Origin of the sequence: Mesorhizobium sp. B2-7-3, assembly GCF_006440715.1 — a bacterium.
GTDB lineage: Bacteria > Pseudomonadota > Alphaproteobacteria > Rhizobiales > Rhizobiaceae > Mesorhizobium > Mesorhizobium australicum.
In genome coordinates this window covers 52,535-77,059 of sequence record NZ_VFTY01000010.1, presented here as the reverse complement: position 1 = coordinate 77,059, position 24,525 = coordinate 52,535, and the positions used below count along the sequence as shown (strand labels likewise).

The 24,525-nt window shown below is 59.3% G+C and carries 34 protein-coding genes and 1 tRNA gene; 12 read left to right on the top strand and 23 right to left on the bottom strand.

All coding sequences use genetic code 11. The features are described from left to right. The first annotated feature begins 25 nt into the window (after positions 1 to 25). Positions 26 to 1,273: a YcbK family protein gene (locus FJW04_RS22060; RefSeq protein ID WP_140716714.1), complete on the top strand. Its 1,248-nt coding sequence runs from the start codon at positions 26 to 28 to the stop codon at positions 1,271 to 1,273. Between the two features lie 244 nt (positions 1,274 to 1,517). Then, a tRNA-Glu gene (locus FJW04_RS22055) sits at positions 1,518 to 1,592 on the top strand. A gap of 100 nt (positions 1,593 to 1,692) precedes the next feature. Here the strand turns inward: FJW04_RS22055 and FJW04_RS22050 are convergent. The 3 genes from FJW04_RS22050 to FJW04_RS22040 all read right to left on the bottom strand — a co-directional run bounded on the left by FJW04_RS22050 (position 1,693) and on the right by FJW04_RS22040 (position 3,585). Beyond that, positions 1,693 to 2,007, bottom strand: coding sequence for a hypothetical protein (locus FJW04_RS22050; protein ID WP_140716712.1), 315 nt, complete (start codon positions 2,005 to 2,007; stop codon positions 1,693 to 1,695). 742 nt (positions 2,008 to 2,749) lie between these two features. Continuing rightward, on the bottom strand, positions 2,750 to 3,058 hold the full coding sequence (locus FJW04_RS22045; protein ID WP_140716710.1) for a hypothetical protein: 309 nt from the start codon (positions 3,056 to 3,058) through the stop codon (positions 2,750 to 2,752). A gap of 107 nt (positions 3,059 to 3,165) precedes the next feature. After that, positions 3,166 to 3,585, bottom strand: coding sequence for a hypothetical protein (locus tag FJW04_RS22040; protein WP_140716708.1), 420 nt, complete (start codon positions 3,583 to 3,585; stop codon positions 3,166 to 3,168). Positions 3,586 to 3,696: 111 nt separating this feature from the next. Between FJW04_RS22040 and FJW04_RS22035 the strand changes: the two genes are divergently transcribed. From FJW04_RS22035 to FJW04_RS22025, 3 genes are read left to right on the top strand one after another with little or no spacing between them, the layout of a single operon-like run. Then, a complete protein-coding gene (locus tag FJW04_RS22035; RefSeq protein ID WP_210241314.1) occupies positions 3,697 to 3,930 on the top strand; it encodes a transcriptional regulator in 234 nt (77 codons plus the stop codon). Positions 3,931 to 3,966: 36 nt separating this feature from the next. After that, positions 3,967 to 4,320 (top strand): hypothetical protein, encoded by a 354-nt coding sequence (locus FJW04_RS22030; protein ID WP_140716703.1) that lies wholly within the window; start codon positions 3,967 to 3,969, stop codon positions 4,318 to 4,320. Next, the gene (locus FJW04_RS22025; RefSeq protein ID WP_140716702.1) at positions 4,317 to 4,541 is read left to right on the top strand and encodes a hypothetical protein; all 225 of its coding nucleotides are present in this window, start codon (positions 4,317 to 4,319) and stop codon (positions 4,539 to 4,541) included. Before FJW04_RS22030 ends, FJW04_RS22025 begins: the two co-directional genes overlap by 4 nt. Before the next feature lie 523 nt (positions 4,542 to 5,064). Here FJW04_RS22025 and FJW04_RS30610 read toward each other — a convergent pair. Beyond that, positions 5,065 to 5,331, bottom strand: coding sequence for an HNH endonuclease signature motif containing protein (locus FJW04_RS30610; RefSeq protein WP_140716700.1), 267 nt, complete (start codon positions 5,329 to 5,331; stop codon positions 5,065 to 5,067). Between the two features lie 54 nt (positions 5,332 to 5,385). After that, positions 5,386 to 5,640 (bottom strand): hypothetical protein, encoded by a 255-nt coding sequence (locus tag FJW04_RS22015; RefSeq protein ID WP_140716698.1) that lies wholly within the window; start codon positions 5,638 to 5,640, stop codon positions 5,386 to 5,388. On the opposite strand from FJW04_RS22015, the gene FJW04_RS30445 reads away from it, so the two are divergent. Next, positions 5,627 to 6,223, top strand: a complete 597-nt coding sequence (locus FJW04_RS30445; protein ID WP_224598859.1) for a hypothetical protein — start codon at positions 5,627 to 5,629, stop codon at positions 6,221 to 6,223. The genes FJW04_RS22015 and FJW04_RS30445 overlap by 14 nt on opposite strands. 316 nt (positions 6,224 to 6,539) lie before the next feature. Here FJW04_RS30445 and FJW04_RS22005 read toward each other — a convergent pair whose 3' ends face one another. Next, positions 6,540 to 6,761 (bottom strand): DUF768 domain-containing protein, encoded by a 222-nt coding sequence (locus tag FJW04_RS22005; RefSeq protein ID WP_140716696.1) that lies wholly within the window; start codon positions 6,759 to 6,761, stop codon positions 6,540 to 6,542. A gap of 655 nt (positions 6,762 to 7,416) precedes the next feature. Here FJW04_RS22005 and FJW04_RS21995 point away from each other — a divergent pair. After that, positions 7,417 to 7,611, top strand: coding sequence for a hypothetical protein (locus tag FJW04_RS21995; RefSeq protein WP_140716692.1), 195 nt, complete (start codon positions 7,417 to 7,419; stop codon positions 7,609 to 7,611). Here the strand turns inward: FJW04_RS21995 and FJW04_RS21990 are convergent. The 3 genes from FJW04_RS21990 to FJW04_RS21975 all read right to left on the bottom strand — a co-directional run bounded on the left by FJW04_RS21990 (position 7,608) and on the right by FJW04_RS21975 (position 9,853). Beyond that, a complete protein-coding gene (locus tag FJW04_RS21990; RefSeq protein WP_140716690.1) occupies positions 7,608 to 8,327 on the bottom strand; it encodes an SOS response-associated peptidase in 720 nt (239 codons plus the stop codon). The two genes, FJW04_RS21995 and FJW04_RS21990, sit on opposite strands and share 4 nt — an antisense overlap. Before the next feature lie 107 nt (positions 8,328 to 8,434). Then, positions 8,435 to 9,298: an RNA ligase family protein gene (locus FJW04_RS21985; protein ID WP_140716688.1), complete on the bottom strand. Its 864-nt coding sequence runs from the start codon at positions 9,296 to 9,298 to the stop codon at positions 8,435 to 8,437. 333 nt (positions 9,299 to 9,631) lie between these two features. Continuing rightward, positions 9,632 to 9,853, bottom strand: a complete 222-nt coding sequence (locus tag FJW04_RS21975) for a DUF768 domain-containing protein (RefSeq protein WP_140716684.1) — start codon at positions 9,851 to 9,853, stop codon at positions 9,632 to 9,634. A gap of 123 nt (positions 9,854 to 9,976) precedes the next feature. Between FJW04_RS21975 and FJW04_RS21970 the strand changes: the two genes are divergently transcribed. Next, positions 9,977 to 10,636 carry a hypothetical protein gene (locus FJW04_RS21970; protein ID WP_140716682.1) on the top strand — a complete coding sequence of 220 codons (660 nt, stop codon included), beginning with the start codon at positions 9,977 to 9,979 and terminating at the stop codon, positions 10,634 to 10,636. Between the two features lie 1,208 nt (positions 10,637 to 11,844). Then, entirely contained in the window at positions 11,845 to 12,510 is a 666-nt protein-coding gene (locus FJW04_RS21965; RefSeq protein ID WP_181173025.1) for an NYN domain-containing protein, read from the top strand. A gap of 58 nt (positions 12,511 to 12,568) precedes the next feature. On the opposite strand, the gene FJW04_RS21960 is transcribed toward FJW04_RS21965, so the two are convergent. The 7 genes from FJW04_RS21960 to FJW04_RS21930 all read right to left on the bottom strand — a co-directional run bounded on the left by FJW04_RS21960 (position 12,569) and on the right by FJW04_RS21930 (position 18,232). After that, positions 12,569 to 12,880 carry a hypothetical protein gene (locus FJW04_RS21960; RefSeq protein ID WP_140716678.1) on the bottom strand — a complete coding sequence of 104 codons (312 nt, stop codon included), beginning with the start codon at positions 12,878 to 12,880 and terminating at the stop codon, positions 12,569 to 12,571. Positions 12,881 to 12,882: 2 nt separating this feature from the next. Then, entirely contained in the window at positions 12,883 to 15,069 is a 2,187-nt protein-coding gene (locus FJW04_RS21955; protein WP_140716676.1) for a hypothetical protein, read from the bottom strand. Between the two features lie 89 nt (positions 15,070 to 15,158). Then, positions 15,159 to 15,494: a hypothetical protein gene (locus tag FJW04_RS21950; RefSeq protein WP_140716674.1), complete on the bottom strand. Its 336-nt coding sequence runs from the start codon at positions 15,492 to 15,494 to the stop codon at positions 15,159 to 15,161. Continuing rightward, the gene (locus FJW04_RS21945) at positions 15,494 to 15,889 is read right to left on the bottom strand and encodes a hypothetical protein (RefSeq protein ID WP_140716672.1); all 396 of its coding nucleotides are present in this window, start codon (positions 15,887 to 15,889) and stop codon (positions 15,494 to 15,496) included. The genes FJW04_RS21950 and FJW04_RS21945 overlap by 1 nt, the downstream gene beginning before the upstream one ends. Next, a complete protein-coding gene (locus FJW04_RS21940) occupies positions 15,886 to 16,371 on the bottom strand; it encodes a hypothetical protein (RefSeq protein ID WP_140716670.1) in 486 nt (161 codons plus the stop codon). The genes FJW04_RS21945 and FJW04_RS21940 overlap by 4 nt, the downstream gene beginning before the upstream one ends. Before the next feature lie 518 nt (positions 16,372 to 16,889). After that, complete coding sequence (locus FJW04_RS21935; RefSeq protein WP_140716668.1) at positions 16,890 to 17,816, bottom strand: hypothetical protein; 927 nt, start codon at positions 17,814 to 17,816, stop codon at positions 16,890 to 16,892. 101 nt (positions 17,817 to 17,917) lie between these two features. Then, positions 17,918 to 18,232, bottom strand: a complete 315-nt coding sequence (locus FJW04_RS21930) for a hypothetical protein (RefSeq protein WP_140716666.1) — start codon at positions 18,230 to 18,232, stop codon at positions 17,918 to 17,920. A gap of 86 nt (positions 18,233 to 18,318) precedes the next feature. On the opposite strand from FJW04_RS21930, the gene FJW04_RS21925 reads away from it, so the two are divergent. Together FJW04_RS21925 and FJW04_RS21920 are read left to right on the top strand one after the other, a co-directional pair. Beyond that, entirely contained in the window at positions 18,319 to 18,528 is a 210-nt protein-coding gene (locus FJW04_RS21925; RefSeq protein ID WP_140716664.1) for a hypothetical protein, read from the top strand. 547 nt (positions 18,529 to 19,075) lie between these two features. Next, the gene (locus FJW04_RS21920) at positions 19,076 to 19,255 is read left to right on the top strand and encodes a hypothetical protein (RefSeq protein ID WP_140716662.1); all 180 of its coding nucleotides are present in this window, start codon (positions 19,076 to 19,078) and stop codon (positions 19,253 to 19,255) included. A gap of 208 nt (positions 19,256 to 19,463) precedes the next feature. Here FJW04_RS21920 and FJW04_RS21915 read toward each other — a convergent pair whose 3' ends face one another. From FJW04_RS21915 to FJW04_RS21885, 7 genes are all read right to left on the bottom strand, one after another. Continuing rightward, a complete protein-coding gene (locus FJW04_RS21915) occupies positions 19,464 to 19,982 on the bottom strand; it encodes a hypothetical protein (RefSeq protein ID WP_140663838.1) in 519 nt (172 codons plus the stop codon). Then, positions 19,979 to 20,305, bottom strand: coding sequence for a hypothetical protein (locus tag FJW04_RS21910; protein WP_140663841.1), 327 nt, complete (start codon positions 20,303 to 20,305; stop codon positions 19,979 to 19,981). The genes FJW04_RS21915 and FJW04_RS21910 overlap by 4 nt, the downstream gene beginning before the upstream one ends. Continuing rightward, the gene (locus FJW04_RS21905) at positions 20,289 to 20,468 is read right to left on the bottom strand and encodes a hypothetical protein (protein ID WP_140716660.1); all 180 of its coding nucleotides are present in this window, start codon (positions 20,466 to 20,468) and stop codon (positions 20,289 to 20,291) included. The genes FJW04_RS21910 and FJW04_RS21905 overlap by 17 nt, the downstream gene beginning before the upstream one ends. Continuing rightward, positions 20,468 to 20,647, bottom strand: a complete 180-nt coding sequence (locus FJW04_RS21900; RefSeq protein ID WP_140663846.1) for a hypothetical protein — start codon at positions 20,645 to 20,647, stop codon at positions 20,468 to 20,470. The genes FJW04_RS21905 and FJW04_RS21900 overlap by 1 nt, the downstream gene beginning before the upstream one ends. Further along, a complete protein-coding gene (locus tag FJW04_RS21895; RefSeq protein WP_140663848.1) occupies positions 20,647 to 20,850 on the bottom strand; it encodes a helix-turn-helix domain-containing protein in 204 nt (67 codons plus the stop codon). Before FJW04_RS21895 ends, FJW04_RS21900 begins: the two co-directional genes overlap by 1 nt. Before the next feature lie 80 nt (positions 20,851 to 20,930). Then, complete coding sequence (locus FJW04_RS21890) at positions 20,931 to 21,620, bottom strand: hypothetical protein (RefSeq protein ID WP_140716658.1); 690 nt, start codon at positions 21,618 to 21,620, stop codon at positions 20,931 to 20,933. Position 21,621: 1 nt separating this feature from the next. After that, positions 21,622 to 22,896 (bottom strand): site-specific integrase, encoded by a 1,275-nt coding sequence (locus FJW04_RS21885; RefSeq protein ID WP_140716656.1) that lies wholly within the window; start codon positions 22,894 to 22,896, stop codon positions 21,622 to 21,624. Between the two features lie 396 nt (positions 22,897 to 23,292). On the opposite strand from FJW04_RS21885, the gene FJW04_RS21880 reads away from it, so the two are divergent. Next, on the top strand, positions 23,293 to 24,432 hold the full coding sequence (locus FJW04_RS21880; protein WP_140616111.1) for a hypothetical protein: 1,140 nt from the start codon (positions 23,293 to 23,295) through the stop codon (positions 24,430 to 24,432). Positions 24,433 to 24,525 lie beyond the last annotated feature (93 nt).

Genomic DNA, 24,525 nt, shown 5'->3' with positions numbered 1-24,525 from the left:
TACCGATCGGACACCGAGGGGGAATTTGACTTTGAAATCAGCAGGATGGAGCCTCGCAAAGGGAGAACGCCGCGCCATTGTGGCAGCGCTCTGCTCCATACTTCTGGCCTCCTGCACATCGGCTGGCGATCCGACAATGTCGGTTGGAATGCCCGGCTATAATGCTTCCGAATCGGACCTCCACGCCGCCTCCGCGGGCAAGCCTCTCGCCGCTGATTCGTCGTCGCAAGTGGCGACAGAGCAGACGACCGTGATGAGCGAAAGCGACACGGCACTCCCCGAAAAGGTTGCTTACGTACCGATTGCCAAGCCTGGGGCCACTTTCCCGCTCACCATACCGGCCGGCGCGGAAACGATCGCGGGACAGACACCGCAGTCCTTGCAGCAGCCGGTACAGACGGCGCGGCAGACAGACGCGGTCGCCCAGAAGATCGCCGCCGCCGATGCCGCCGCGACGGCGCCGACGCCAGCCGCGGCACCGGTGATGAACAATCCGGTGTACGTGACCGCCGGCGAGGCGCCGCAAGCCGACGCGCCGAAGAAAAAAGGCTTCCTGGCCTCGATGTTTGGCGCCACCCCGGCTTCGGCGACGCCTGCTCCGCTGGTCAACACCCGATCGGGCGAACAGCCTGCCGTGCAGCCTAAGCCTGCCCCGGCCGCGGCAAAACCGATCATCACATTTGCCTCTGCTGATTCCACGCAGAAGCCACTGCAACTGGCTTCACTCGGCGGCGATGCCGGTCACATCACCGGCAGTGACGCCTTGCCCGGCGTGCGCCAGACGGCCCTGTTCGAGATCAAGCGCAAATCCGGCCTCGACGATGAAAGCGACGTCGACCTCAACGAGGACGAAGGCTCGGGCGGCTCCTATCAGGTTGCCTCCGCCGCCGGCATGGCTCGGCTCGCGCCCAACGGTCTCTTGAAGCAGAATGAGAGCGTCGACGTGGCCTGCTTGAAGCCGTCCCTTGTGCGCGTGCTGAAGACGATCGAAGGCCATTACGGCCGCAAGATGATGGTGACCTCGGGCTATCGCGATCCGGCCCGCAACCGTCGCGCCAACGGCGCCAAGAATTCGCTGCACATGTATTGCGCCGCCGCCGACATCCAGGTGCCCGGCGTCTCCAAGTGGGAGCTTGCGAATTACATCAGGACCATGCCCGGCCGCGGCGGCGTCGGCACCTACTGCCACACCGAATCGGTTCATGTCGACGTCGGCCCCGAGCGTGACTGGAACTGGCGCTGCCGCCGGCGCAGCGGCGGTGACGACGGCTAGCGGCGATTTGGCAGGCTGGAGCCTGCCAGCGGAAGTCCCCGACTTCGTCATCCACCGGCAGAGCAGGAGCGAAGCTCCATCGCGGACACCCGAGGATGCCGGGGCGCCTGACGTCACCGCAAATCGCAAGCTCTTCCGCCCCCGCGAAAACGCTGATTTGGCAGGCTGGAAAAAAGTTGTCCAAGGCGGCACCTAACGGGTTGCCGGTTGCGCGCAACGCCAGTATAAGCCGCTTCGTCTGAGCGCGCCCATCGTCTAGCGGTTAGGACACCGCCCTTTCACGGCGGTAACAGGGGTTCGATTCCCCTTGGGCGTACCAGGTTTTTCAAGCACTTAGCTGTTTTCTTTCGGCTCTTGTCCAAGATTTGGCCAATATTCATCCAGAATCGCGCGTTTGCCGGCAGGTCCATACGAAGATGCTAGATGCGCCTAGTGCTGTTCTCTCGGCTACCAAAATGCCGCGTCGGCATAGGCCGATCGCCGCTTCGCTCTTGGACTGATCCGCCGCCCACCTCAATGATTCCGACCAGTGCGCGAACAAACTGAACCATGTCGTTGGCCGTTACGGCTGCCTCGTCAGGGCTTTGCCCAATGTGCTCGGCGGCCGCGCAACATGACAGACGGATGAGATCGTAGTGTGAATCCCTTTCATCCTCCGGAAACGCCGCTATTTTAAGGGCTCGGCGATAAATCAACCGCAGCAATTGTTCGAGAGCTGTTCCGACGACACTCATGCGTTTTGCTCCGCATTGGTCGAGCGTTTTCCGGCGTCCAGAGCGCGCGTTGTAACGTCGATGAGGGAGGTGGTTTTCCCGTCCCGTGATGTGGAAGGGTGCGTCACAGCCGTTAACATATCGTTTCTTGCTAATATAAGACGCGTCGCAGAAGCCGCCCTGCAATTAGGCTGGGGCCACGTCTCCTCAGAAATCGTTCGTGTGTAGGACCCATGACGGGGCTTCGCGGGCCGATTCTACAATTGACGATGATCTTACGTAGCGTTAACTTCTTATTAGCTTTTGCTAACAAAGAGGGCTTCCAATGAAAACCGCTATCGTTTGCGCGGCGATTGTGAGCAGTCCCCAGGTGTTCTCTTTCGGGCTCTAGGGGTTGATGGTCGATTTTAGGGAGACGCTCACGCACGAGGCCGGCGAGTTGGCTTTCGCCGAGGAAAGGCGGGCCGGAGCATTACGGCGCAAGCTCGCGCTTCACGATGAAACGGGGGCAAAGCTTAAATCTGCCTTGGACTACGCTGCCTCTGCGGCTGCTCGCATTCATAGATTTCACCCCCTCATTGAGGAATCCCCGCAATGCCCGCGCTGCTGGATATTGCGGGCAAAAAAGGAGCCTTTGAGCAATCAAGTGAGCGGCGAAAAAAACCATTTGTTCAAGTGCCGCGAATGCGGGTACGAGGTGTCCTCGGAGCCTTGAGGCCCGGAAGCCGAAGCCGCCGGGCCAAATCAATCAACCTGTTTCTGGTTAATAGTGGTCGGGCTGCTCGCGGTCGACGCAAACCTCCCGCTCATGGTCGCCACGGGCTCCAGCCGCCCAATGCTCTTGATTGTGGTGGCGGTTCGGCGCGCCTAGTGTCGGCTCCATCGTGCCGTCGTCCTCGTCGTCGCTGTTGTCCAGTTCGCGATCGTCGTAAGGGCTGCCCCTGCCCTCATGGAAGCCACTACTGACGGTCTGCGGGCCGAGCGTACACCAGCCAAGCCACGGTTCGGCATCCGCGCCGTCCTCCAGGTCGCAGTCGGCTTCCATCAGGTCGAGCGCCGTAATGAGGCTCATGGCGCGGTCTAGGAGGTCGTTAAGCTGCTTCTCGACGGCTTGCCGCCATGTCCGGGGATCTACCCCGGCAGGCATCCCGTATGGCTTGAGAAGGCTGACAGGCGCATTCATAGCGTCGTCCCCGACAATGCCGCCTTGAATCGATCGAAGACTTCATCGTTGTACCTCATGCTGCGAATGTAGGCGTGAATTTCAGCGCGAGGCGCGCCGCTCTCATGCATCCATGCAATATGGTCAATCCACCCGTACAGTTGCGCACGATAGGCGGCGGCGATTTCTGGCGGCAGCGTGTCTAACAGGGCTTCGAGGCGCCCAAGTTTGGCATGAGCGCTTTCCCTGGTCGGCAGTGTCGGCGGTGTGATCAGAAGGGCCAGCGGTGCCGGTAACGCCGCTGTAGCGCCAGCTATGGCCGGCAGAGAGGCAAGCCCGGCCAGGATGAGCCGGCGGGAAAACCTTCCGGTGATGATGTGCATTTCCTCAGCAGCGGGCATAGCTTCGCCGGCCGCCGGAAACGTCAGTTTCGGCATGTGGATTGCTCCTGTGTTTATAAAAAGACTACACTGTTCTTTTAACGTGACGCCGTGATAACGTCAATCTGAAATGATAACAGGGTTATAATGCTGCCAATTCAATGCAAGATGGCGCGGGTTGCGCTAGGTCTGGGTGTGAGGGATTTGGCCGCCATCGCGAAGGTGGCGCAGGCTACGATTTCCCGATTCGAAGCTGGCGAGGAACTGAAGGAAAGAACAGTTGATGCCATCCGCACTGCGCTGGAAGCAGCCGGCGTCCAGTTCATCCCGGAGAACGGTGGCGGCGCTGGCGTGAGACTGCGCAATCCCCAGGCATCCGGCGGTATCGTCGGCAACGGCTGAAATCGACAAGCCGCTCCCTTCGGGGAGCCTGCTTGCGTGCGCGCCTTGTTTGCGCAATTGTTGGCCGGGGAAATAAACAGGGGGGATTACACTATGCCGCATATAGAGCGCATCGAGAAACGTAAGCGCGGTTTCTTCGGAATGATTTTCTGGTGGATGTTCCTGGCCTTCAACGCGCTGATGGGGCTCTGGATATTCTACGCCATCAAGCTTTCCAGCGAGCACTACCAAGCCACAACAGATGCAGCCGGACAGGCTGGCACTGCGATCGGCGGGACACTTGCGGTTGGCATGCTGCTTTGGCTGTGGGTGTTCGGCGACATCATTCTCGGACTGCTTGTCGCTCTTTCACGCGGGAAGAAAGTCACGATCGAGAGGACGGTGGGATGACGCCTTTTCGCGCAATCCATGCAGATGCGATGACATTAGAGGCCTTGGAAGGCTTCGACGACATGATGATGGAATGCGTGGCGAAGGTCGAAAACTTCGCTTCACTCGCCGTCATGGTGTGGTCCGACGTTTTGAAAGAACTCGACAAGCGCGGTCGGGTTCGGCTGGTGTCGGGGTCTTACGACGAAGTTGGAAGCGCGATCATCCAGCGTCTTAGGTGAGCATCCTTCGTGTTTCGAACACGCCAACACAGGCGCCAGCAAATCACCACGATGCGTTGATGCTCCACGGCTAATGCCCGCTCTGCCGGGGAATCGCAATTAACGGATCGTTGACCGCGCTGTCCTATTCTGAGACAGCGCGGTCAGATCCCAACCCGGACTGCGCAGGCGGCTTCGGCAACCCAGCATCCCCATGCACTGTCGGAGCCGCCACCACACTCTGGGATAAATACCAGCAATGGTTGAATCAACCGTTACTGCAGTTGTTAAAAAGCTGACGGCTCAGGCGGGCGCTGAGAACAAACCGGGGATTCACATTTGCCCGGTTCCGATCTAGATTCTAGGCATGGACCATGCTTTTGATGATATCGCCAGCGCCCTGAAAGCCCCTCAGAACAGCCAGGGGAGCCGCTACAGCGCGTTTGCCCTGAAGATGGCAGCGAACTTGGTGCTGGGCTTCGCAATCGGCCTAGGAATCGCCATAGGTCACGCTGTAGCCGGGTAACGGCCCCGACTTCGGCTTTTAGATCGCCTTTGCCATTGCCTCTTTGCGCTGCTTGGTCTCGTTCATCTGCTCACCACGGTGATGGTTGCAGTGCCAGCAGGCGGCGGCGAGGTTCTTAAGGTCATCCTTGCCACCCTTCATCTTGGCCTTCCGGTGCTCGATGGTCATTCGGGTTGGGCCGCTCTTGGTGAACTCGCGGTTGCAGTAAACACACCTCCCGCCCTGCCGTCTATAAAGCTCACGGCGTGCAAACGCGCGGTATTGTGGATCTCTCAGTGTCGGCATGCTGCCCCCACCGAAAAGAGGACCATGGTCGCGACCAGAGGTCAAGTTCCTACATTAGCAACTCCTTGACGAAGAAGGCGCCGGCCGCACCGGTCCGGTGGTGTTCCACTGGATGAACTCGACTTCCTTCCCCGTCACTTCCCGCACTGACTTCAACAGCGCCTCATGCAGGGTTCGCGTGGCGCGGTAATGCTCACAGTGTGGTGATATAAACGGCTCTATGATGCTCTTGTGCAGCGCTTCCGCCGCGACGAGAAAGCGCTCGATTTCAGCTTGGGAAAGCTGTTTTGATGGTTTGGACCTGGCCATTGGCGATCTCCGTTTCGTTGAAGGGTCGCCGCAACAGAGAGGATTATATTCCTTTTCTCGACATGGTTGGCAAGCCCTATCGTCAATCGGCCAAGCTGCCATCGCGGTGCTGGCAACACCTTCGCGATCATTTGCCATCGGTGGCTGGAACATACCCGTCCGTTCATTGTTGGAAAGGATTCGCGCGCCAACGCTCAACGGACGGTCCACGATGCATGGCTGCAAAGTCCTGGTTGCCGAAGACGAGCCGGTCATATTGCTTGACCTTGAATTCGCACTCGCCTCAGCGGGCTTCGAAGTGCTCCTCGCCAGCAATGCCGAAATTGCAATGATGGTTTTCGACGGCCAACCATCGCAAATCGGCGCTCTCGTCACGGATATTCATCTCGGGCCAGGAAAACAGCGGGGCTGGGAAGTTGCCCGATACGCTCGGCTGGGAAATCCCAAGATTGCAGTCGTCTACGTCACCGCCGACCCCGCTGCTTCACGTGGGGGAGTGTCGAATAGCATCATGATCCACAAACCCTTTTTCATGGCTCAGGTGGTCACAGCGCTGACGACGTTACTCAAGGCCCCGGTGTGACATGAGCAAGGCAAGGAACGGGTGGCGTGTAGTAACGCCGACGTCAGACTCCCGCACAGATTTTAAGGGAGAATTCGCCAATGTTTGGACTCTGGGAGTTCCGTAAGATTGCGGCGACACGAGGTGACGGCTTACGTCCAGAGTTCCTCAGGCTGTTTCCGGGACAGCCCGTGAGCGAAGGGCTGACATGCACCCAAGGTGGGATAGCCGACACTGAGCGCATGTCGCCTGCTGCTGATGCGAACCGCGAGCGGTCGGCTTCGATGTCGCCGATCCAATCCGAATTCCAACTGACCTGCCGATGTGAGCGGGCCAGTCAGTCGGCCAACCCGGCATTGTGGTGGACGATCGCATCAAGGACCGTCTCATAGACGCTGCCGGTGTCTTCCTCGATCTCAGTGCTGCTGATGCCGAGCGTTTTGGCATCGGCGAAAAGCTTTTGTGTCAGCTCGGCGACTGAGATGACGTCCGCACCGACTGTCGTCGGAACGTTGGACCGGATCCACTGGTCGAGGAAGTTCGTGCCGCGCGTACTCATGCAGCGATAAAGCTCACAGTGACGTTAGGTTCCGCTAATTGACAGTCCGAGAGGCCGTACCAGTTCAGCCAATGACCATTCCAGCGAATATCACAGTGAGGAGCAGTGACACTGGCACGGCTATAAGACAGCACATCTCGATGGTTCTCGTATTTTGCCGCTTGTCCATTTTCGCCGTCTCGCATTGTTCGCTGTCATTTTGACGCTAACGGGTGGCCCGATGGAAGCCGTTCCGCGCGAGACCGATTGAGAAGCAGTCGGGGTGCTGTATATTAGCAACACCTTGCCGATCCCAGGAATATCTTTCATCGTCGTCTCTCCGACTGCGATCGGTGAAGCGCATTAATATTGTGCCGGGTCGCCTTGCCTAGCGTGTCGATGGGTTCGTGGGCCATCAGAACAAAAAAGGAACAAATTCCTTGCCCGTCAAGCCGTCTTGTGGAATCTTTCGGCGATGAGCGACGAACCGATCAGGCTTCCCGACGGCATAACACCAGCGCCGCGCGAGCGCGCCAGAGTTTTATGGCACATGTGCGAGCACACGGGTTGCGCGAAGCACGGAGGGTTCGGCTTTGCTCGGCCTCGCCACGAGCCGCATTGGTTCTGTTTCGAGCACCGAGGCGACGGCGAACGCTATCTCTGAAGGAGGAAACCCATGGCAGATAGACCACCGTATATGCCCACCGGAATTGGCATCGGCATGCTGCGGGACGACGAAACGAAGGTCGGCGTCCTGATTTTCGAGACGGCCGAAGGTAATTTCGATTTCGCACTCAATTTGCAGGCGGTCGACGTCATTCGGAAGGCGCTCAGCAAGATCGAGACGCACCTCACGAACGGCAGAACCTAGACCTCAAACAGATCAGTAGGCCCGCGACCGATCTCGTCGATGATATCGGGCGTGTTGTTGCGCGGCGAACCGACCTTGCTGTCGATCGGCCACATCTTCATCAGATCGGACGGGAAAGGCTTCATCAGATCGCGAGGGTCTTGCTCCGGCCCAAGCCAGCGCATGTAGTTGGCCGGCGCCAGGATCACCGGCATGCGGTCGTGGATGGTCGCCATAAGCGAATTCGGCTCGCAGGTGGCAATGGCAAAGGTCCGCACCAGTTCGCCGGTGACCTTGTCGGCATACTCTTCCCAGATGCCCGCCATGGCGAAGGGCTCATCAGACTTCATCGCGATGGCGTAGGGCTGCTTTTTCTTGCCCGACGCGTCCAGCTTCTGCCATTCGAAATAGCCGTCGACGGGCACCAGGCAGCGGCGCGAATTGTAAGCCTTGCGGAACAAGCCATTGCTGGCGATGGTCTCGCAGCGGGCGTTGACAGGTGGCGGGCGCCCGCCACCGTCGCGAGCCCAACCGGGGACCAAGCCCCAGCGCGCCGAAACGAAGCCGGCCATGCTGGTCGAGAGCTCTTCACGGATGATGATCGGATAGGTCAGGCTGGGTGCGCCGTTCCACAGCGGGAAGCTGTTGCCGAGCCGTTCGACCTCGCCGGGATGGGCGAATTCGAACCGACGAACCATGTCGGGGATTGTGGTCTTTACGAATACGCGTCCGCACATGCACCAGAGATAGGGACCCGAAAGGCAAGAGTCTACTTCGGGACGGCTACTCGATCGCGCCGCCCTCGCCGACAGCCTCCGCCTTCCTGACGGCAGGCAAGCGTTGGCTATTGCTTATCCCGGAAATCGAGCAGCTTGGCGTGACGTAGCTTCTCCTCGCCCTTCAGGAACCGCACGCGGCCGACCAGACCCGGCTTCAGCCATTCTGCCTTGTCGCTCTTAAGCCCCTTTGGAACAGGTCCGCCGACCTTCCCCTGCACGCGATCCCATAACGCTTGCCGTTTGTGAGCCTTGACAGTGACGAAGGCGCCACCGGCATAGCGGCCTTTGTCGGCCATGAGCACCATCGCGGGTTTCCCCGCCTCACGCTGCACGCCAATGATGTCCATTTCCTTTTCGGCATAGCACTTGATCTTGCGCCAGTTCATCGTCGGCCCGCTGCGGTATGTACTGTCCTTGCGCTTTGAAACCATGCCCTCCAGGCCGGCTTGGTCGACAAGGTGATAAACGGCATCGCCGGTCCCCGGCATTGCTTCGCTGAACTGGATGCGGCCGCCGGTCGGGATCAATGCCTGGAGAATGTCGCGGCGGTCTTCCACCGGCATGTCGCGCAAATCGTGACCATTGAGGTGCAGGAGGTCGAACGCCACCAGATAGAGGTCGCGAGATGGCGTTCGGCTGGTGACGGCTGACTGCATTGCATGGAAGTCAGACAGGCCGGCTTCGTTGATGGTGATCGCCTCGCCGTCGATGATGAAGTCTTTCGCTTCGATCGCTGCTGCTTCGCCGGCAAGCTGGATATAGCGGCCGGTCCAGTCATAGCCGTTTTTGGTGATCAGCCGAATCCCGTCGTCATCCTTGATGACCTGGGTCCTGTACCCATCGAATTTTATCTCATGGATCCACTCATCGCCTTGTGGCGGGGTATCGACCAGTTCGGGCTCCATTGGCTTAACAAACTTCAGACGCATCAACTCACTCACGACCACCGTCGATTCAATAAGCTTTAGCTAAAATAGTTCCGGAACGTTTGGCGTGGCCGGATGTTGCCACCCGCATGACGAAGCTATCTGACCTTGGCCCCCCGATTCCCGGCAAATTGCATGGAGGGAGGCACATTGAAGAGCATCTGCACTTCTACAAGTGCCCGCACTGCGGTCAGCGGGTCGACCAACGCGATCTGCGGCAAGTCTTCTGGCATGAGCGGCCCGGTCATGAGCCGCTGGAGCCAGAGCCTGAGGCGAAGGTGATCGCATTTCCAAAGCGGAAATCCAGCGAGGACGGAAATCCATGATGGGCGCGAGTCAGTCGGCCAAGCTGCCATCGCGGTGCTGCATCGCCTCCAGAATGACTTCGAAGACGCTGCCGACTTCGTCGGTGATCTCCGCCGGGTCGATGCCCTCGCGCTCGGCCGCCCGCATTGCCTCGTCGGCGAGGTCGCTCGCCGCGATCGGATCGTCCGTGATCGCATTTGGCAGATGCTCTGCCATCCACCGGTCGAGGAAATTGGCGCCGCGAGTGCTCATCGGGGCATAAGCCGCCGGGAGATATTAGGTTCCGCTTATCCTTCCAGCCACCGAAGGGCGGCCTGCGCGGATTTTAGATTTTCGACTAAGCTTTCAAGCAGCCGCTCGTGCTATGCCTTTCACATGACGCAGAGGAACGACGATTTAGGCTGGCGTGTCCCAGCGGGCTTTGCCGCCGTCGCCGTGGCCGCCCTGCTGCTTTCAAGGATCTGGCCAGACTATTCGACCATTTGCCGTGACGGAGAAGGTGGCGCGATATGCGCCAGAGAATGGATCGGCGCAGCGAGCGGATGGATGGCCGCCATCGCGGCGGCGATCGCAGTCCGGCCGTTGTTGGGTCAGTTACGGGAGCAGCGTAGACAGACGGAATTTGCCCTGGGCTACGCGCCCGCAACCCTAAGCGCCGCTCACGTCATCAACAGCCTCGAGGATGCGGTTCTTCACGTAGTAAATTGGAATCGGTTTCCGTCTGACGTTTTAGCCGTGCGCATGGACGAAAACCAATTTGCAGCTGGGATGGCGATGTCGAAGGTTTCGATTTCCGGAACGCCGGTAGAGCGGGACACAAGGATGGGAACACTCAAGGGCATCGTGCGCATTCCTGGGTGGGAGGATCGCAACGGACCGCCACCCTTTGCCGACGTCACGGTCTACATCACTTTCCACAACGACGCGCCGGAGATCGTTCCTGTCGAGTTCGAAGTTGAACTTATTGTCTATGCGGAAGCGCCATATCGAACGACGCTCCGCGCATCGATGAATATCCGCGCCAATGATTTTTAAAGATGGAGCGATAAAGCTCAACAGTGAACGTTGAGGTTCCGCTAATTGACAGTCCGAGGCGATCATCGTCCCCAAGTGGAGAAAGCTGACCAGCTAGACGAACCACCAAATGGCCGCCAGCACAATTGCTGCAGCGATGAGACCCGCCGATCCAGTCCTGGCATACCTGCGACGCGCCGCTTTGCGGGCTGCTGCTGGCGCATACGCGCTGTAAAGATGCTGGCCGTCTTCGGAGAAGCGGTCGCTGTTCGGGTAAGCTTTTTTTGGCTTCTGCCGTGGTCGAAGTATCCCCATGAAGGACGATGATAAACGAGATGCAGAACGCCCGCCACCCCGTGGGCCCGCCTCCTGGCAGTACGGGCCCCGCTGCTGGTCAGGATGTCCCCCCTGACCGGGCCCGCTTTCCCCGCGAGCTGCCACGTTTCGAACTTGCCGAGAAATACCAAGTTCCCACATGCGCACAAAATGCCCGCCGGCCGGAGCCAGCGGGCAGCTGACAGAAGTGGAGAGCCGCCGGAGTGGGCGGCTGGCTCCCGAACCTTTGTCTCTGACTTATGTTCCATTGAGGCCCGCACCCCACCCCACTGTAGAGCGCGGGCCGGCCAGCGTCGCGAAAGACCCGGACGCGCCGCCGCCTTCGCCGAAACTTGCGACTGGTCGAGCTGTTCCCGACCAGAACACTAAAAAGCTGCCGGGCGTAGCCCAGCGGGCTGCTTTGTCTGGATCGGTTAGCCGGCCGACTTCGAGATGACGATCACCTGGGCTGCGATCCTGCCCGGACGCGACCGCGACGCCGCTTCCTATCGATATGGGCGGCGGGGCGCCACAGTATCAAAAAGCAGCAAGCACGCTGCGACCGATAGGACGTCGACTAGCAGTTCGTCCCCGGTCAACCCGAGAAAATGGACGAAATCAAAAGCCAACACCACTGCCATCGCTCTTTGCCGATCATAGGGTCCGGGGAACACATCGCATAGGTAGAACCGTTAGATGACGCTAATGTTCCGATCGGGAATCTACGCGAGTGCCGCCGAAGCGCAAAAGGCCGCTAGTCGATAAGCCGACTTAAAGACTGGGCAGGTCAGCGGGCGTTTGCCAAGTTCACGAATCGCGAGATAAAAAGAAACCCCAGACACCGGCCGAGGCCTCGCGCTGGGGCTGTTCCGCTGAAAACAGCGGGACGTTGTTGCCAAAAAGGTAAGGGAACCGTGGGGGAAAATCAAGGGGGGAAGGTTGCAAACCGGGCGGCCGCATACATCGACGGCTTCAATTTGTATCATCCTATTCGTGAAATGAGCGAGCCGTTTCTCAAATGGTGTAACCTCTGGCGACTGTCTGAACTGCTATGTGCTCCCCACGATCTGGCTCTTCAAAAGGTGGTGCTTTGCACAGCTATGCAGATGCACAGAGCCGACACAATCGGACGCCACAGAACGTTTAACAATGCTCAAATCGCGAGCGGCGTCCAGGTTATCGAAGGGCACTACATCTTTAACGAAGAACTTGGCCGGCACTCTGAGAAGCAATCCGACATCAACGTAGCGCTTTCTTTGATTATGGACGGGATTGATGACATTTATGATTGGGCATTCCTAGTAAGCGCCGATTCCGATCAAGCGGCCACTGCGCGGGTGTTTAAGGAACGGTTCAAGGAAAAGAGACTGGTAGTGGTGGCACCACCCAATCGTTCCCCGCCAGACAAGGCAAATGCTTACGCCGATCTGACATTTACGATCAGCAAAGACCAGATTGAACGCTCTTTGCTCCCCCAACTTGTCCCGAGTCTCGGTGGCGGGTTCATTAGACGCCCAAAGGAATATGATCCGCCTGATTGGTGGATGCCGCCGGACAAAAGACCGAAGCGCAACCGTTAGAACGGCCACGCCAGCGCCAACACGATGGCGCAAGAGGCAATGAGGGCGAGCGCCGGCTTCATGCGGACCCGCCCGGCTTGACGTTGGCGAGTTGTCGCGTCCCCACGTATTCGATCGCTCCGGCAAGCTCGGTGAAGAACGAATCGACGTTCTGCCAATGGATCGCGATCCGCTCAATGGTTCCGTCCGGCCGATCGAACTGGAGCGCAAGGTATTGGCCATCTGGCGAGCTGCCCAGCCAGAAGCCATCACATGCCGCCGCTTCGAAGTCGCCGAACTGCTTCATGAAGTCCTGGCGGTTCTGCTCGACGCGCGCGACGTGCTCGGCCGGCGGCGCCCACCATCTCTCTGGCGTTTCCTTGTCAGACATTTTCATCTCCTACCTGGCCTGCGGCCGGCGCTGGCCGTCGCTTCACTGAGGGCGAACTGCTGAAGCCGCTGCACAGGATCAAACTGCCCGATCAGGTCTATGACATCCTGCGGGCTCGTGCCGTATTGAAGCCTTACGTTCACGGTCTTGCCGGAGAAGCCGGAGGCAGGCGCGAGCTTCACGTCCGCGAAACCGCCGCCAGCAAAGCTCGGCATTGCCATCGAGCGATTGAAGCTGTCAGCAAAGCCGCCGAGGCTGAAGCCGCGCAAGCCGCGAAGAGCGTTCATCAGGTTTTCTCGTGGAATGCGCATGTCGTTGAGTGCAGCGAAGAAGCCGCGCCCATAGTAATTCACAGCCGGTGTCTGAGTGATCGCCTCGCCATCCGACAGCCATGCCGGGATCTTGTCGCCCTTCGGGCCGCCCGGGCCGCTGGCGAAGCCGCCAGATGCAAATCCGGACGAGGAATCGCCACCAGATCCGGACGAACCGCCAAGGCCGACAAGCTGTTTCGCAGCGCTGATCGCCGCCTGGATCTTCGAGACGATGCTGTCGACCAGCGACGAGACGCGACTGAGCACGCTGCTGGCGATGCTAACCAGGCTGTTGAAGACTGCAGTGATCCGTTGCGGCAAGGTGCCAAACCAGTTGGCGATGGTGTCAACGATCTGTTGCGCGATCGATCCCAGGCGATCGACAAGGCCGTTCCAGGCTGAGACGATAGATTCGACAATGCCGTTGAAGGCATCCACGGCCTGTTGCTGGCCCCCCTGGAAGGCATTGACGATCTGCGCCCACAAGTCAGACGCGCCCTGTACGATCGCCTCCCAGGCCGCGCTAGCGCCTTCGGTGATGAACTGCCACGCAGCGGCGGCGCCGGCCTGAATATCGGCCCAGAACACGCCTATGGCGATGCCAGCCCCGACCGCAGCCGCAGCAATGGCCAACGGAATTCCGCCGACAAGACCGGCCAGGAACCCGATGCCCGCCACAACAGCCGCGATGGTCGACCCGAGCGCGGCGAAGGCGCCGACGGCCGATAGCACGGCAGCGCCAAGCGCAAGCTCACCGGCTGTTATGTCGGTGCCGAAAACTCGGTTGATTTGATCGGCGACGAATTGTGCGCCCTCACGAAGCAACTTGAAGGCAGGCAACACCAGGCCATTGAAAACGCCCGCGACATCATTGCCGAACTGGATGATTGCTGCCGACCACTCGCGGATCCAAGGGCTTTTGATGTTTTGCGAGTTGCCGCTCAGGAGGTGTAGAAGATCCCCGAGCACGCCAGCGGTGAGGCTGGCCACCCGCTGCCCGAAACCGACGATGGCGTCTCGATTTTTGTTGATCTCGTCGCGCAGCCCCGCTGCAAGCGTGGTGAACAGCGGCGCGAACAGCAGCCCGAGTTGAATGCGCGTGCCCTTGATCGACTTGCCGAGCGATGCCAGCGTATCGTTGAAATCTTCCGCGACCGCGACCTGTTCGGGACTGAAGACTATTCCCAGGGCTTTGGCTTCCTTGCCGAGATCGATCAGACCTTTCTTGCCGGCATTGAGAAACGGCAGCAATTCCGCGCCAGCCTTGCCGAACAACTCGATTGCCAGAGCCGATTTCAGCGCGCCGTCTGGCAGCTTGGCGAAGGCGTCGGCGACGTCGAGCAAAATCTGTTCGTTGGTCTTCAGCTTGCCGTTCGCGTCTCTGATGTTGACGCCCAGCCGCGTGAAGATGTCGGCAACCGGCTTTGCCGAAGTCGCAGCATCCTTGGCCTTGGCGCCGAAGCGGATCACCTCCACGCCAGTCTGATTGATAGCGGTTGCCGCCTTGGTGCCCAGCGCCGCCGCTTCCGCAATCGCCTTGTTCAACTTCGACATGCCAGAGACGAATTGCTCGTTACCGACATCGGCTTGGCTGGCCGCAAATTCGAGCTTTCCATAAGCATCGATCTGCAAGCCGGTTTTCTGTGCCGCTTTACCGGCAGCGTCGGCCGCTTCGGATCCGGACTTGGCGAGCCCCAGCACTGCCGCACCAGCGCCGCCGGCCGCCGCCGCGAGTCCAGTACCCAGCAGGGCCAGGTTCTTGCCGACGGTTGCGAGGTCAGTTCGCGCCTTCGAAAGGCTCGCTGTGAACTTGTCGAAATTCGCCTTGTCGACCGCCGCCTTAAGTTGCTTGAAAGCTTTCTCGCCGGCCGCGCCCAATGCCAGAAGTTGCGCCTTGATATCGTTGCCGCCGTCGAGCGCGATGCGCTGGGTGATGGTTTTTGCCATTAGTGTTGCGCCCTTTATTTCTAGCGGCGGATGATGATGTATTTGGCGGCGAGACCAGCGATAGCACCGGAAAGAACCGTGCCATCCGTCTGTTCGGTCGACGTCACGAGATTGCCGTTTATCTCAGCGAAACCGGCGATGTAGGTGACAAAGTCGCCCGCTCGGGCCGCATACAAAGCGATACCGACGACGGTGCCGGTTCCGTCGTAGGAGACGAGTTGGTTCGCCGTCATCTTCAGAACTTCGCCGACTGCGAAACTGCCGCCAGCGACGGCGCTTCCACGCGTAATGCCCATTTTGCTCGCGTCGTAAAGCAAGAATGCGCCAGTCGGCTGGCGTTCAGTTAAAGCAGCCATCAGACGCCCCTCGCCAGTTTTTCATTGGTGGCAGCGATGGCGCGGTCCCAAGCGCTCACCTTCGACTTTTCGGGAACCTTGGCGGCAGCCGCAGCAACAGCGGGATCGCCACCGCCAAGATTGGCCCTGTTCTTGGCAATGATGGCCTGTGCCGCCTCGCTCCGCTTGGCGTGAGCGCGAGTTGCAGCCTCAAGAGATTCGCCGGAATAGCGGCTGCGCATTTCGACCACGTGGTCCTTTTCGTCGTCCGTCAGTTTCATGAACGTGTCATAAGCGCCGGTATTGGCGCCCGTTGCGGTGAAAAAGCCGACGAGGTCTTCACGGTCTTTGAAGCCGGATGCATCGCCGCTTTCGATTGCGCGGCGCCAGTGGGCAGCGAAGGTGTTGGGGATCATGTGTCTTCCTCTTTTGCTACGCCCGCGATGCTTGCCGCGCCGATCTTGGCCAGCAACCGGGCGAGTTCGTCGAACGTCTTGATTGTGATCTTCTGGCGGCGCGCTTCCTGCGCGGCCTTCCTTAGGTCGGTCTCGATTTCGTGCCGGCTGGCAATCATCCAATTGTGGACATTGCCGGCGATGATTTTTGCATCCTTCTGCAACCCGTGCTGGCTCATGGCGTCGTGCAGCCAGGTCGAAACCAAGATCGCCCTTAGGTGCCAGTATGCCGCCAGGACGCCGATGACGGACTCCTGCCAGTCGATCTCGTCGACAGTCGATTCCTTGAATTCGTTATCCAGCTCAAGCCGGCGCCGTTGGGCTTTCATCAAGCCGATACGCTCGCGTCGAAGTTCGTCCGACTCGTCCGCCTCCATGGTGGCGATGTAGGCCTGCACTGAAGCGGCCAAAGGGTATTGCCCGCGCTCGACGCGGTCGAACACACCTTCCTCGGCAAGCTGACGAACGCGCCTGTCCGTAAGGTCGAGGACATCGCCCAATTGCCGCGCCGAAACCGTCAACGTCGCCAAATTCATGGGCTCGGCCTCGAAACGGAAACGGAAGTGAAGTTTGAAATCCTGTCCCTAGACGTGCGATGTGCTACGCCGCTCCGCATACGGTTTATGAGCTGGGAAGTACCTTGGAGTTGTGGGAGCGGGCCGGACGATGCACCCGCAATCATCCGACCCTTGCCGCCAGTCTGCCGATCTTCGCCGGCACAGTGGCAACCCGAATTGAGCGGGCCGAGATCAACCGCTGTGAAGCTCTCGGCCCTATGCCGTTGCGGACTGACAGGAACGCAATGGCAATCTGAGGTGCAGGCAGGGCAGCGGAACCAAACGCCGTCCTGCCTGCTGTGCTCACGCGTCATGACGAGAAACGCGCAAGCGATTGGTAGGACCGGGCAGCTTTCACCGTCCGGCCTGATGGTGTGATACCCAAAGGACATGCCCATCGGTGCTTACTCGGCCGCTTCTGCCATGGCAGGGTCGGCGCTTGTGGTCTCGTGATACTCGATGCGGATCTCGCTATCGTTCACCGCTGGTGCGGGGCGCATTGATGCGATCTTGTCCAGATTGGCTCGCACTGAACCCAGATCCGAATAAGGCAGTGCTTGCCAGAATGGCACGTCGCCTATCTTCAGCCCCGGCATCTTGATGGTGAGGATGCTGTCGGGCCTCTCGGTCTGGGATGCGGGTAGATAGGAGCGCTTGGTGAGTCGACGCCTTACAACGCTGGTGTGGCCTCCGCTGCTATCGCTACTTACCGTCCCTTGATCCGAGCCTTTGAAGCGAGCGTCCAATTCTAGCTGCTTCTCCGGAGGGAGGACCTGGATGCCCGATGAGTTGGCATAGCACCAGAGTGCGACCTCCTCAGTTTTGAGGGTTCGCTCCGGCTCGCCATGCCTGCCACGGACGGCGAACTCTGGATCGAGCAGCGGCGACACACCATCGGGGAGATTCTGGTTTGCCTGTTCGATTGCGGTTCGCGCCTCGATCACCGTCTTGATCAGCGTTACGAACTTGCGGCCAATCTCGGGATATTCCTTCGCCAGCGCTTTGGCCGCTGCATCAGCCTGGGCTTTGGCGGCTTGGTATCGAGCAACCTTGTCCTGGTCTGCCTCCGAATTGCGGGCCTGCTCAATCCTGCGCTCCAGTTCGGCCTTGGCGGCATAGGCGCGCTCGACCTCACGGTTGGCGACCTCGATCTTGCGCTCGACCAGTTCGACATCCTTGTCGGTGCCATCCAGCAGTGCGATGCGCCGATCTCCCTCCAGCTTATCGGCATCAGCTTCGAGCCCGGGGATGTCGATCTGACCAAGTGCGCGCTCCAGATCGGCAACGCTCTTTGCCTGGCCACGGATGGTCTTAAGGATGTTTTGGATCACGGCGCACTCGCCTTTTGTTGGGTTTCGATGCCACAGAGAGTGAGCTTCGAAACGTCCATCCCCAACAGGCGGAAACGTTCAAAACGTCCAAAACGTACACGCTACTCGAAGCCCAGTGTCACCCTCATCCCAGGCACAGATACGTACCAGCGACCAACCACCTTCCACGACAGCCGGTCGTCATCCCGACACAACCTTCGGACTTTCGATTTCGAGATGTTGAATCGGCTCGCCGCTTCTCCGGATTCAATCCAGTCCCTGCCGATCAGTTCGGGGCGGCGATCGGGCTCCGGAAAGGGTGCCGGCCGTTCTTGTACGATGGGGATTGGCTCGCTCCTGACGTAGCGACGTAGGTCCGCCAGCGCGGCTTCTGCGGCTGCGACGTAGGCTTCCAGTTGCGGATCGGGCGCTGTCATACGCTCCCCATCGCAAGCAGGGAACGAGGAACCAAAGCAGAATATGAGGGTTTCCTAATGGAAGGGATTCCAACGGACGCGAAACAATGCTTGAACTTTTCGATCTGGAGCTTGCCAAGGCCAGGCTGAGCGTGAGCCAAGCTGAATCCGAGCTCAAACGTGTCGAGCGGATGCAGGACAAGCGCTACGGCGTGGGCATCGACCTTACCCTCTGTGACACGATACGAGGCGCGCACAGACGTGTCTGTGAAGCCAGAGAGCACCTGACGAAGATCAAGACCAGCAACATGGGCTGAGGTGGTGCTATGATCTACAATTCCGAATTTCACACTCCGACAATGCCCGACACAGATCGGGCAAAAAGGATATCGGCGCTTCGCCGACAGTTGGCGGAGCAAGCCGCACACACGGATGCATCGGCTCGGCTGGTCGAGAAAGCGGTTGCCAGGATGGCTGAGGCAAGCGGCTCTGGAGGCTTCGGACGGCGGCGCATTCGCCGCTGGCTGGCATTTGGCAGCTGACCAACTCGGGGGCCGAGCCGGCGGTCGGGAAATTCCTTTGCGAACGTCCTGAAGAAGCGTAGCTTCACAGTGCGGGAGGGCGTCTGGGAGGAGCCCTTTATGTTCGAGGTGCGGAGCTTTGTCGCCAAGCTGGTGAAACGCGAGCGCGTAGCTGCTAAGCAGCACGTAAACTCGCCGATGGTGAAAACACTCGCCAATAGGCCGGTTCACATCAAACCCCGGCCCGCCAGGAACAGACCGGCTCCGCCTCAGCATCACGCAGCCAGCAACATGTAGGCTCTTCGGGGCGCCGTCGCAGACAAGCTTTTGAGGGAGGACGAACGTGGCTGCCGAATACCAAGGAAACGATCTGACAGTCGTCTCGAAAGACCCGCTTGTTGGCAGCGTGGAACTTGTTGGCGACGACGACGAGGTGATCGAGTTGCAGCTCGATTCCGAAACGGCGGAAGATCTTATTTCGGCGTTGATACAGTTCTTCCAATTAGGCCAGCGAGTTTCCTGACGCGAGCCGACGTTCGATCCTGGCTCCCTCTTTCTCCAAAGCCCTCTTGCGGCGCTGATGGCGGGTTGGGCCTTTGCGATTTGAGCCGGTCTCAGGTCTCGGTCTAAGGTCTCGGTCTTGGTCTTGGTGTGTGCACACCCTGGCACAGGGTGTAAAATTACCCCTACAGAGGGTGTGCACAGGGTCACTACAGGGTGTCTACAGGGTCTCATTGGCCACCCCGCATCAATCGAGTGCCCATCAGACGCGAAGTGGTTCCGATGGTCTCAGCCACCGATCTGGACATTCCAGCGGCCTTTGCGGCCTTGTCCGCTGCCTTCTGTGCTTCCCGTTCGATACGAGCCGCGTTGACCTCATCGAAGCCCGCGACGGCCTTCTCTCGCAACCGGTCGCTCTCGATTGCCTGGAGGCGGCGCCGTGTGCCTATGGCGTGGTCATCGTTGGTCGGCGGGTTATGCTTGAACCAGCGTTCTATGAGGATCACGTCGCGGTCGCGGTCGATCAACTCAACCTCGACCAGCTCGCGAAGTGCGCTCTCATACGCCGCATCAGTCCAGCCGAGATCCGCGCAAGCGTACCCAGGCGGGAGGTCGTAGACCCCGGCACTCGTCACATGGGCATTGGTGAGGAGATAGAGAAATCCCACCTTCGCCTCGTCCGGCAAGCTGATAAACCGCCGGGAGCGCCAGACGGCCGGCGCTACCTTGGTGAAGCTGCGGGCGCTCATTCGGCTGCCTCGCACCGAAGGCGCCGATGCTCTGCCTGATGGTCACGCCGGCAAAGCCAATCCACATCCATCGGCCGGTCATAGTCCGGATGATGTGCTTCGGCATCGAGATTGCCGCAGACCCTGCACGGCTCCTGAATGACCAGCCCCCGCTTCAAGGCACTCCGCAAGGACTGTTGAGCCCAGACTTTTTTCGGGTTGGCGCGCTTCCACCTCTCTTGCGGCGTAATGCGGTCGGCGTTAGACTTACGCGTCAACCTTCCTTTGCCGCCGTTCCCGACTGCAATCGGGGCGGCGGCCTCGTTTTCAAGAGGCGTCTGCATTGCTGATGCCTCCCTTCACGATCTTGAACAACGTCAACGCTTCGTCCGGTGTCAGTTTGAAGCGCTGCGCCAGCATCTCCCGCGTGGTCCAATGGGTCCGGCCTTCGCCAGCATAGGCGATGAACCAAGAGGCCTTTTCGATCATGTCATCGCTGAAGGTCATCAATGCGCCCTCGCCAAACGAAGGGCGTTGGCGAGGCGAATGGCCTCGATTGCCTGGGGTGCCGTGATGCCGAAGCGGCTGCGCAACTCAGGAACGGTTGCCGCGCCGGTCTTGCCGCCACCGGCGAGCCATTCGGCTGCGTGCTGGACTTGCTGGTCGGGATTGAGATCGAACTGCATTATGCGGCCTCCGCCTTGGCCGCGCCAAGTTCGCAGGCTTTGCGCCAATCCGCCGCCGCTTCCCTGGAGATCAGGACGCGGGCGCCCACCTTCATGGTGCGCGGTGCATGACCATCATTGACGAGATTGTAAAACGTCGCGCGGCTGATCCGATGAGCGGCGCAAAACTCGGGAATGCTGTAAGCTTCGAAAGAGTAGTCCATTTGGGTTTCCCTGTGTTGTTACAGGCCCAAGATGGACGGCAGTTTCCACTGTCGCTAATTGTCGATGGTGGTAGATAGTTTCACTTAAACTCCGACAATTCCCGACGAGCGCGGCGGCAAGTATCGCGGGAAGCTTTAAACTGCGCGACCATGGCTTCCTCGGTCATGGCGTCGAGAATGGCCCGGTCGAAATCGGCCATCGCCGCCTTCACACCGAGAAGCTTTTGCGGTGCAGGCCCTCGCCGCCGCGCCGCCGGGGCAACAGTTGCCGATTTGGTCGGCAATGCTGGTTGCATGGAATTGGCGCGCTCAATTTCTGTGCGGATCGGATCATCCGCCGGAACGTCGGCGATGAAGGCGCACCGCAATGCACGAAACTCCATGCCCTCGCCTTTGGCTGTGGCGTTTTTCATGTCCAGTTCGAGGAACGGCCAATATCGAGCGGGGATAGCTTCTTCGTCCTTGTCAGCAACACGGCGACCGACAGCAAACCATTTGCCACGCGCGGCAAGGTCAAGCATCAATCGAAGTGTCTCGGCGTTCGATGCTGCTATGAGTTCCTTCGTCGGCGCGACGGTCGCCTCATAGACGGGCAGATCTTCAGGCTGCATCCCCGAAGCTTCCCAGACACGGGCCTCTTGCAAGAGCACCTGGTGCCATTTGTCATGCAGTTTGTGCACAGACACATATTTCCCGTCCACTTCGGCCATGGCCTCGCGTTCGAAAGTGGCTCGGAAAATCTCACGCGGCGTTTTCCAGAAGGACGGCATTTCATGCCCCTCCCATCGAAACGACGTTGGTTATCTGCACTGTGCCGAACCGTGGCGCCCCTGCCCTCACCGCATCGGCCACATAGGACGGCGCCAGATGACCGTAGTGCTTTTCCACCATCCTCGTATCAGTGTGCCCCAGGTTCTTCGCCACCACCAGAAGCGGCATTCCGTTCATGACGGAAAGGCTTGCCCAAGTATGCCGCAAGCCGTGGAAGCCGATCGCCGGAACGATCTTGGCGTTCTTGCAAGCCTCGTTCATCGGCCGGAACTGATGGGACTTTTCCCATACCCCGCCGGCTTCGGTGGTCAGCACCAGGTCGCCATGATTCTTGCCGGCAGTGAGCTGCTTGAAAAGCTCTGCGCCTTCGTCGGTCAGCACCACATGGCGCGCCTTGCCGGATTTGCTGGCGCGAATGGTTAGGGTGCCGACATCGGCGTTGAAATCTTCCACACGCAGCCGTGCAAGCTCACTATAGCGGGCGCCGGTCTGTAATGCGGTCTGTACAAGATCCCGGAACTTGCCGCCGCTGGCGTTCACAAGGCGCTGCGCCTCGGCGATGGAGAGGTATTGAACGCGGGCCGTCTCGACATCTTCGAACGGTTCGACGCGGCGCCATTCCCTATCTGAAGTTGCCTTACCTTCCCGCCATGCATAATTCAGGGCGGCTTTGAGAGTGGTCAGGACGCGATTGGCTGTTGCTCGGCGCTGGCGGGTTGCGTCCGCATCTTCCCCGAGATCTTTGAACCGCTGTTCTTTGCCCGCCTTGGTGCGGAGCCTCGGCGCGGTTGTCGCAACCTTGCGATGCCATTTCCGGATTTGGTTGGCCGTAAGCTTCGAGACGTCGACGCTGCCAAGTTCGGGCAAAATCAGCGCTTCGGCGCGGTAACGCGCATCCTTTGCGGATTTCCGATTGCCTTCCATCCAAAGCAGATAATCCTCAATGGCAACTTGGACGGAGTAGGCGCCCGCAACCTTGCCGGTATCACCAGACATAGCCTTGTGGAGTTCCCTGGCCTTATCCTGCGCCTGCCAGAAGGTCAGCAGTGTCGAGCCGTTCGCGTCCAACTGGTCGTCGGCATCGGCTATTGTTTCGACGCGGTAATTTTGATCGCCGACATACATGCGAACGACCCAACGCCCCGCATCCTTGCCCTTCCGATAGCCAAGGTGAAGCCCTGCGCCGATGCTCTTGTAATATGGTTTGCCGCGCGGCTTGAGCTTCGCCCGAGCATCCTTGCTGTCCAGTGTCGCATCACGAACTCGCTTTGCCATGAAGGTATCCCGCCCGTCCCGTGTCCAACTATTTGTCCAATATACAGGCGTAGACCGTATTGGACAAGCACAAACATAACTGGATGCAAAGCCTTACAGGACAACGGGTTCAGGAAATATGAATGGACAGCGCTGGACGGCTTAGAAGCCCTTTCACGGCGGTAACAGGGGTTCGATTCCCCTTGGGCGTACCAGATTTTTCAGACCTCGGTCTCTCCTTCCCGATTCTACACAGCGAGTGCCCGGCAGATTTGGCAGGGCGGCACCGCATCGACAATTTGAGGATCACGGCGTCCGTTGCGGCCGATGCTCAAGCCTGTTGCGGTGACCGCTCGGATTCTCGACCTTGTCGAGCAAACGGGCCGGTGGTTAAATGGACCGTAAGGGAGCGCTCACATGGCAGTTCACCTTTCGGCGGATACACGCGCTCCTGCGGCAACGCCTCCAAAATATCTCTTTGGTCCGCTCGCGGACTTTCTGATGCTTGGCGGCAGCGCATTCCTGATTTTGCCCGTGCTGTATTTCGTGCCGCTGAGATACGAAGGGCTCGTTGCGGCGACGATGCTTTTCCTGGCTTATCTGATCAACTATCCGCACTTCGCCCACTCCTACCAACTCTTCTACCGCAATTTTGGGCGGAAGCTGCGTGGCGACGGATACGACAGGAACCTGCAGATCCGCTACATCTTCGCCGGCATCGTCGTTCCTCTGCTCATGGGCGCATTTTTCGCTTATGGCTCGATAACGGCTAACGCCCGGCTCTTGGGGAATGCAACCAACGCGATGTTCTTTTTCGTGGGTTGGCACTACGTCAAGCAAGGCTACGGCATGTTGATGGTGGATGCCGTCCTGAAGCGCCGGTTCTTCACCGATCCGGACAAGAAAATCCTGCTGGTCAACAGCTATGCCGTTTGGCTGTTCGCGTGGCTTCAGACGAACACGGCGGTCAGCCAGGGAAAATACCTGGGGCTGGAATATTACACGTTTGCCACCCCTGCATGGCTCAATGCGATTGCACTCTCGGCCGCGGCCGCTTCCACGGCTGCCACGGTTGTGATGCTGATCAATCGCTGGACCAGGAATGGCGGCAGCCTGCCATATAACGGCATCATCGCCTACAGCGCGTCGCTATATCTTTGGATTCTGATCGTAAGGACAAATCCGCTCTGGCTGCTCGTAGTGCCGGCGCTCCATTCCTTGCAGTACCTGGCGGTGGTCTGGCGCTATCAGAGCAATGTCGAGCGTGATGCGCGCGATGCCGAAAAAATTCCGCAATCCAGAATCCTGTCGATTCTTGGTCCGGCCTACAGAGTGCGGCTCCTGGAGTTCATCAGTGCTGGCCTCCTCCTCGGTGGTCTGGGCTTCTGGCTGATTCCGACCGCGCTGACCGCCATTGTCCCCTATGACCGGGAGGTCCTTGGATCGTCGCTGTTCTTCTTCATCGTGTTGATTTTCATCAACGTACACCACTACTTCCTCGATAACGTGATGTGGCGCCGCGGCAACCCCGAGGTGTCGAGATATCTGTTCCGTTAGAGCTTTTTGCACCCAAGCGGAACCGCTTAGCGTAATGCGGAATGGACCAGGGATGGGCTCCAATCCTGTCCCGGTCGACAATCCAGCCGCATC

What these genes read in the sequence shown, in the direction of transcription:
- FJW04_RS22035 (WP_210241314.1), top strand. Translation starts at nt 3,697, where the DNA reads ATGGCGCGGGTTGCGCTAGGTCTGGGTGTGAGGGATTTGGCCGCCATC.
- FJW04_RS22005 (WP_140716696.1), bottom strand. Translation starts at nt 6,761, where the DNA reads ATGAGTACGCGCGGCACGAACTTCCTCGACCAGTGGATCCGGTCCAAC.
- FJW04_RS22015 (WP_140716698.1), bottom strand. Translation starts at nt 5,640, where the DNA reads ATGGCCAGGTCCAAACCATCAAAACAGCTTTCCCAAGCTGAAATCGAG.
- FJW04_RS22040 (WP_140716708.1), bottom strand. Translation starts at nt 3,585, where the DNA reads ATGCCGAAACTGACGTTTCCGGCGGCCGGCGAAGCTATGCCCGCTGCT.
- FJW04_RS21895 (WP_140663848.1), bottom strand. Translation starts at nt 20,850, where the DNA reads ATGGACTACTCTTTCGAAGCTTACAGCATTCCCGAGTTTTGCGCCGCT.
- FJW04_RS21975 (WP_140716684.1), bottom strand. Translation starts at nt 9,853, where the DNA reads ATGAGCACTCGCGGCGCCAATTTCCTCGACCGGTGGATGGCAGAGCAT.
- FJW04_RS22045 (WP_140716710.1), bottom strand. Translation starts at nt 3,058, where the DNA reads ATGAGCCTCATTACGGCGCTCGACCTGATGGAAGCCGACTGCGACCTG.
- FJW04_RS22050 (WP_140716712.1), bottom strand. Translation starts at nt 2,007, where the DNA reads ATGAGTGTCGTCGGAACAGCTCTCGAACAATTGCTGCGGTTGATTTAT.
- FJW04_RS30610 (WP_140716700.1), bottom strand. Translation starts at nt 5,331, where the DNA reads ATGCCGACACTGAGAGATCCACAATACCGCGCGTTTGCACGCCGTGAG.
- FJW04_RS21905 (WP_140716660.1), bottom strand. Translation starts at nt 20,468, where the DNA reads ATGACCTTCAGCGATGACATGATCGAAAAGGCCTCTTGGTTCATCGCC.
- FJW04_RS21960 (WP_140716678.1), bottom strand. Translation starts at nt 12,880, where the DNA reads ATGTCTGACAAGGAAACGCCAGAGAGATGGTGGGCGCCGCCGGCCGAG.
- FJW04_RS21950 (WP_140716674.1), bottom strand. Translation starts at nt 15,494, where the DNA reads ATGGCTGCTTTAACTGAACGCCAGCCGACTGGCGCATTCTTGCTTTAC.
- FJW04_RS21995 (WP_140716692.1), top strand. Translation starts at nt 7,417, where the DNA reads ATGGCAGATAGACCACCGTATATGCCCACCGGAATTGGCATCGGCATG.
- FJW04_RS21910 (WP_140663841.1), bottom strand. Translation starts at nt 20,305, where the DNA reads ATGCAGACGCCTCTTGAAAACGAGGCCGCCGCCCCGATTGCAGTCGGG.
- FJW04_RS21945 (WP_140716672.1), bottom strand. Translation starts at nt 15,889, where the DNA reads ATGATCCCCAACACCTTCGCTGCCCACTGGCGCCGCGCAATCGAAAGC.
- FJW04_RS21970 (WP_140716682.1), top strand. Translation starts at nt 9,977, where the DNA reads ATGACGCAGAGGAACGACGATTTAGGCTGGCGTGTCCCAGCGGGCTTT.
- FJW04_RS21930 (WP_140716666.1), bottom strand. Translation starts at nt 18,232, where the DNA reads ATGACAGCGCCCGATCCGCAACTGGAAGCCTACGTCGCAGCCGCAGAA.
- FJW04_RS21990 (WP_140716690.1), bottom strand. Translation starts at nt 8,327, where the DNA reads ATGTGCGGACGCGTATTCGTAAAGACCACAATCCCCGACATGGTTCGT.
- FJW04_RS21985 (WP_140716688.1), bottom strand. Translation starts at nt 9,298, where the DNA reads ATGCGTCTGAAGTTTGTTAAGCCAATGGAGCCCGAACTGGTCGATACC.
- FJW04_RS21880 (WP_140616111.1), top strand. Translation starts at nt 23,293, where the DNA reads ATGGCAGTTCACCTTTCGGCGGATACACGCGCTCCTGCGGCAACGCCT.
- FJW04_RS21900 (WP_140663846.1), bottom strand. Translation starts at nt 20,647, where the DNA reads ATGCAGTTCGATCTCAATCCCGACCAGCAAGTCCAGCACGCAGCCGAA.
- FJW04_RS21885 (WP_140716656.1), bottom strand. Translation starts at nt 22,896, where the DNA reads ATGGCAAAGCGAGTTCGTGATGCGACACTGGACAGCAAGGATGCTCGG.
- FJW04_RS21925 (WP_140716664.1), top strand. Translation starts at nt 18,319, where the DNA reads ATGCTTGAACTTTTCGATCTGGAGCTTGCCAAGGCCAGGCTGAGCGTG.
- FJW04_RS22025 (WP_140716702.1), top strand. Translation starts at nt 4,317, where the DNA reads ATGACGCCTTTTCGCGCAATCCATGCAGATGCGATGACATTAGAGGCC.
- FJW04_RS21915 (WP_140663838.1), bottom strand. Translation starts at nt 19,982, where the DNA reads ATGAGCGCCCGCAGCTTCACCAAGGTAGCGCCGGCCGTCTGGCGCTCC.
- FJW04_RS21890 (WP_140716658.1), bottom strand. Translation starts at nt 21,620, where the DNA reads ATGCCGTCCTTCTGGAAAACGCCGCGTGAGATTTTCCGAGCCACTTTC.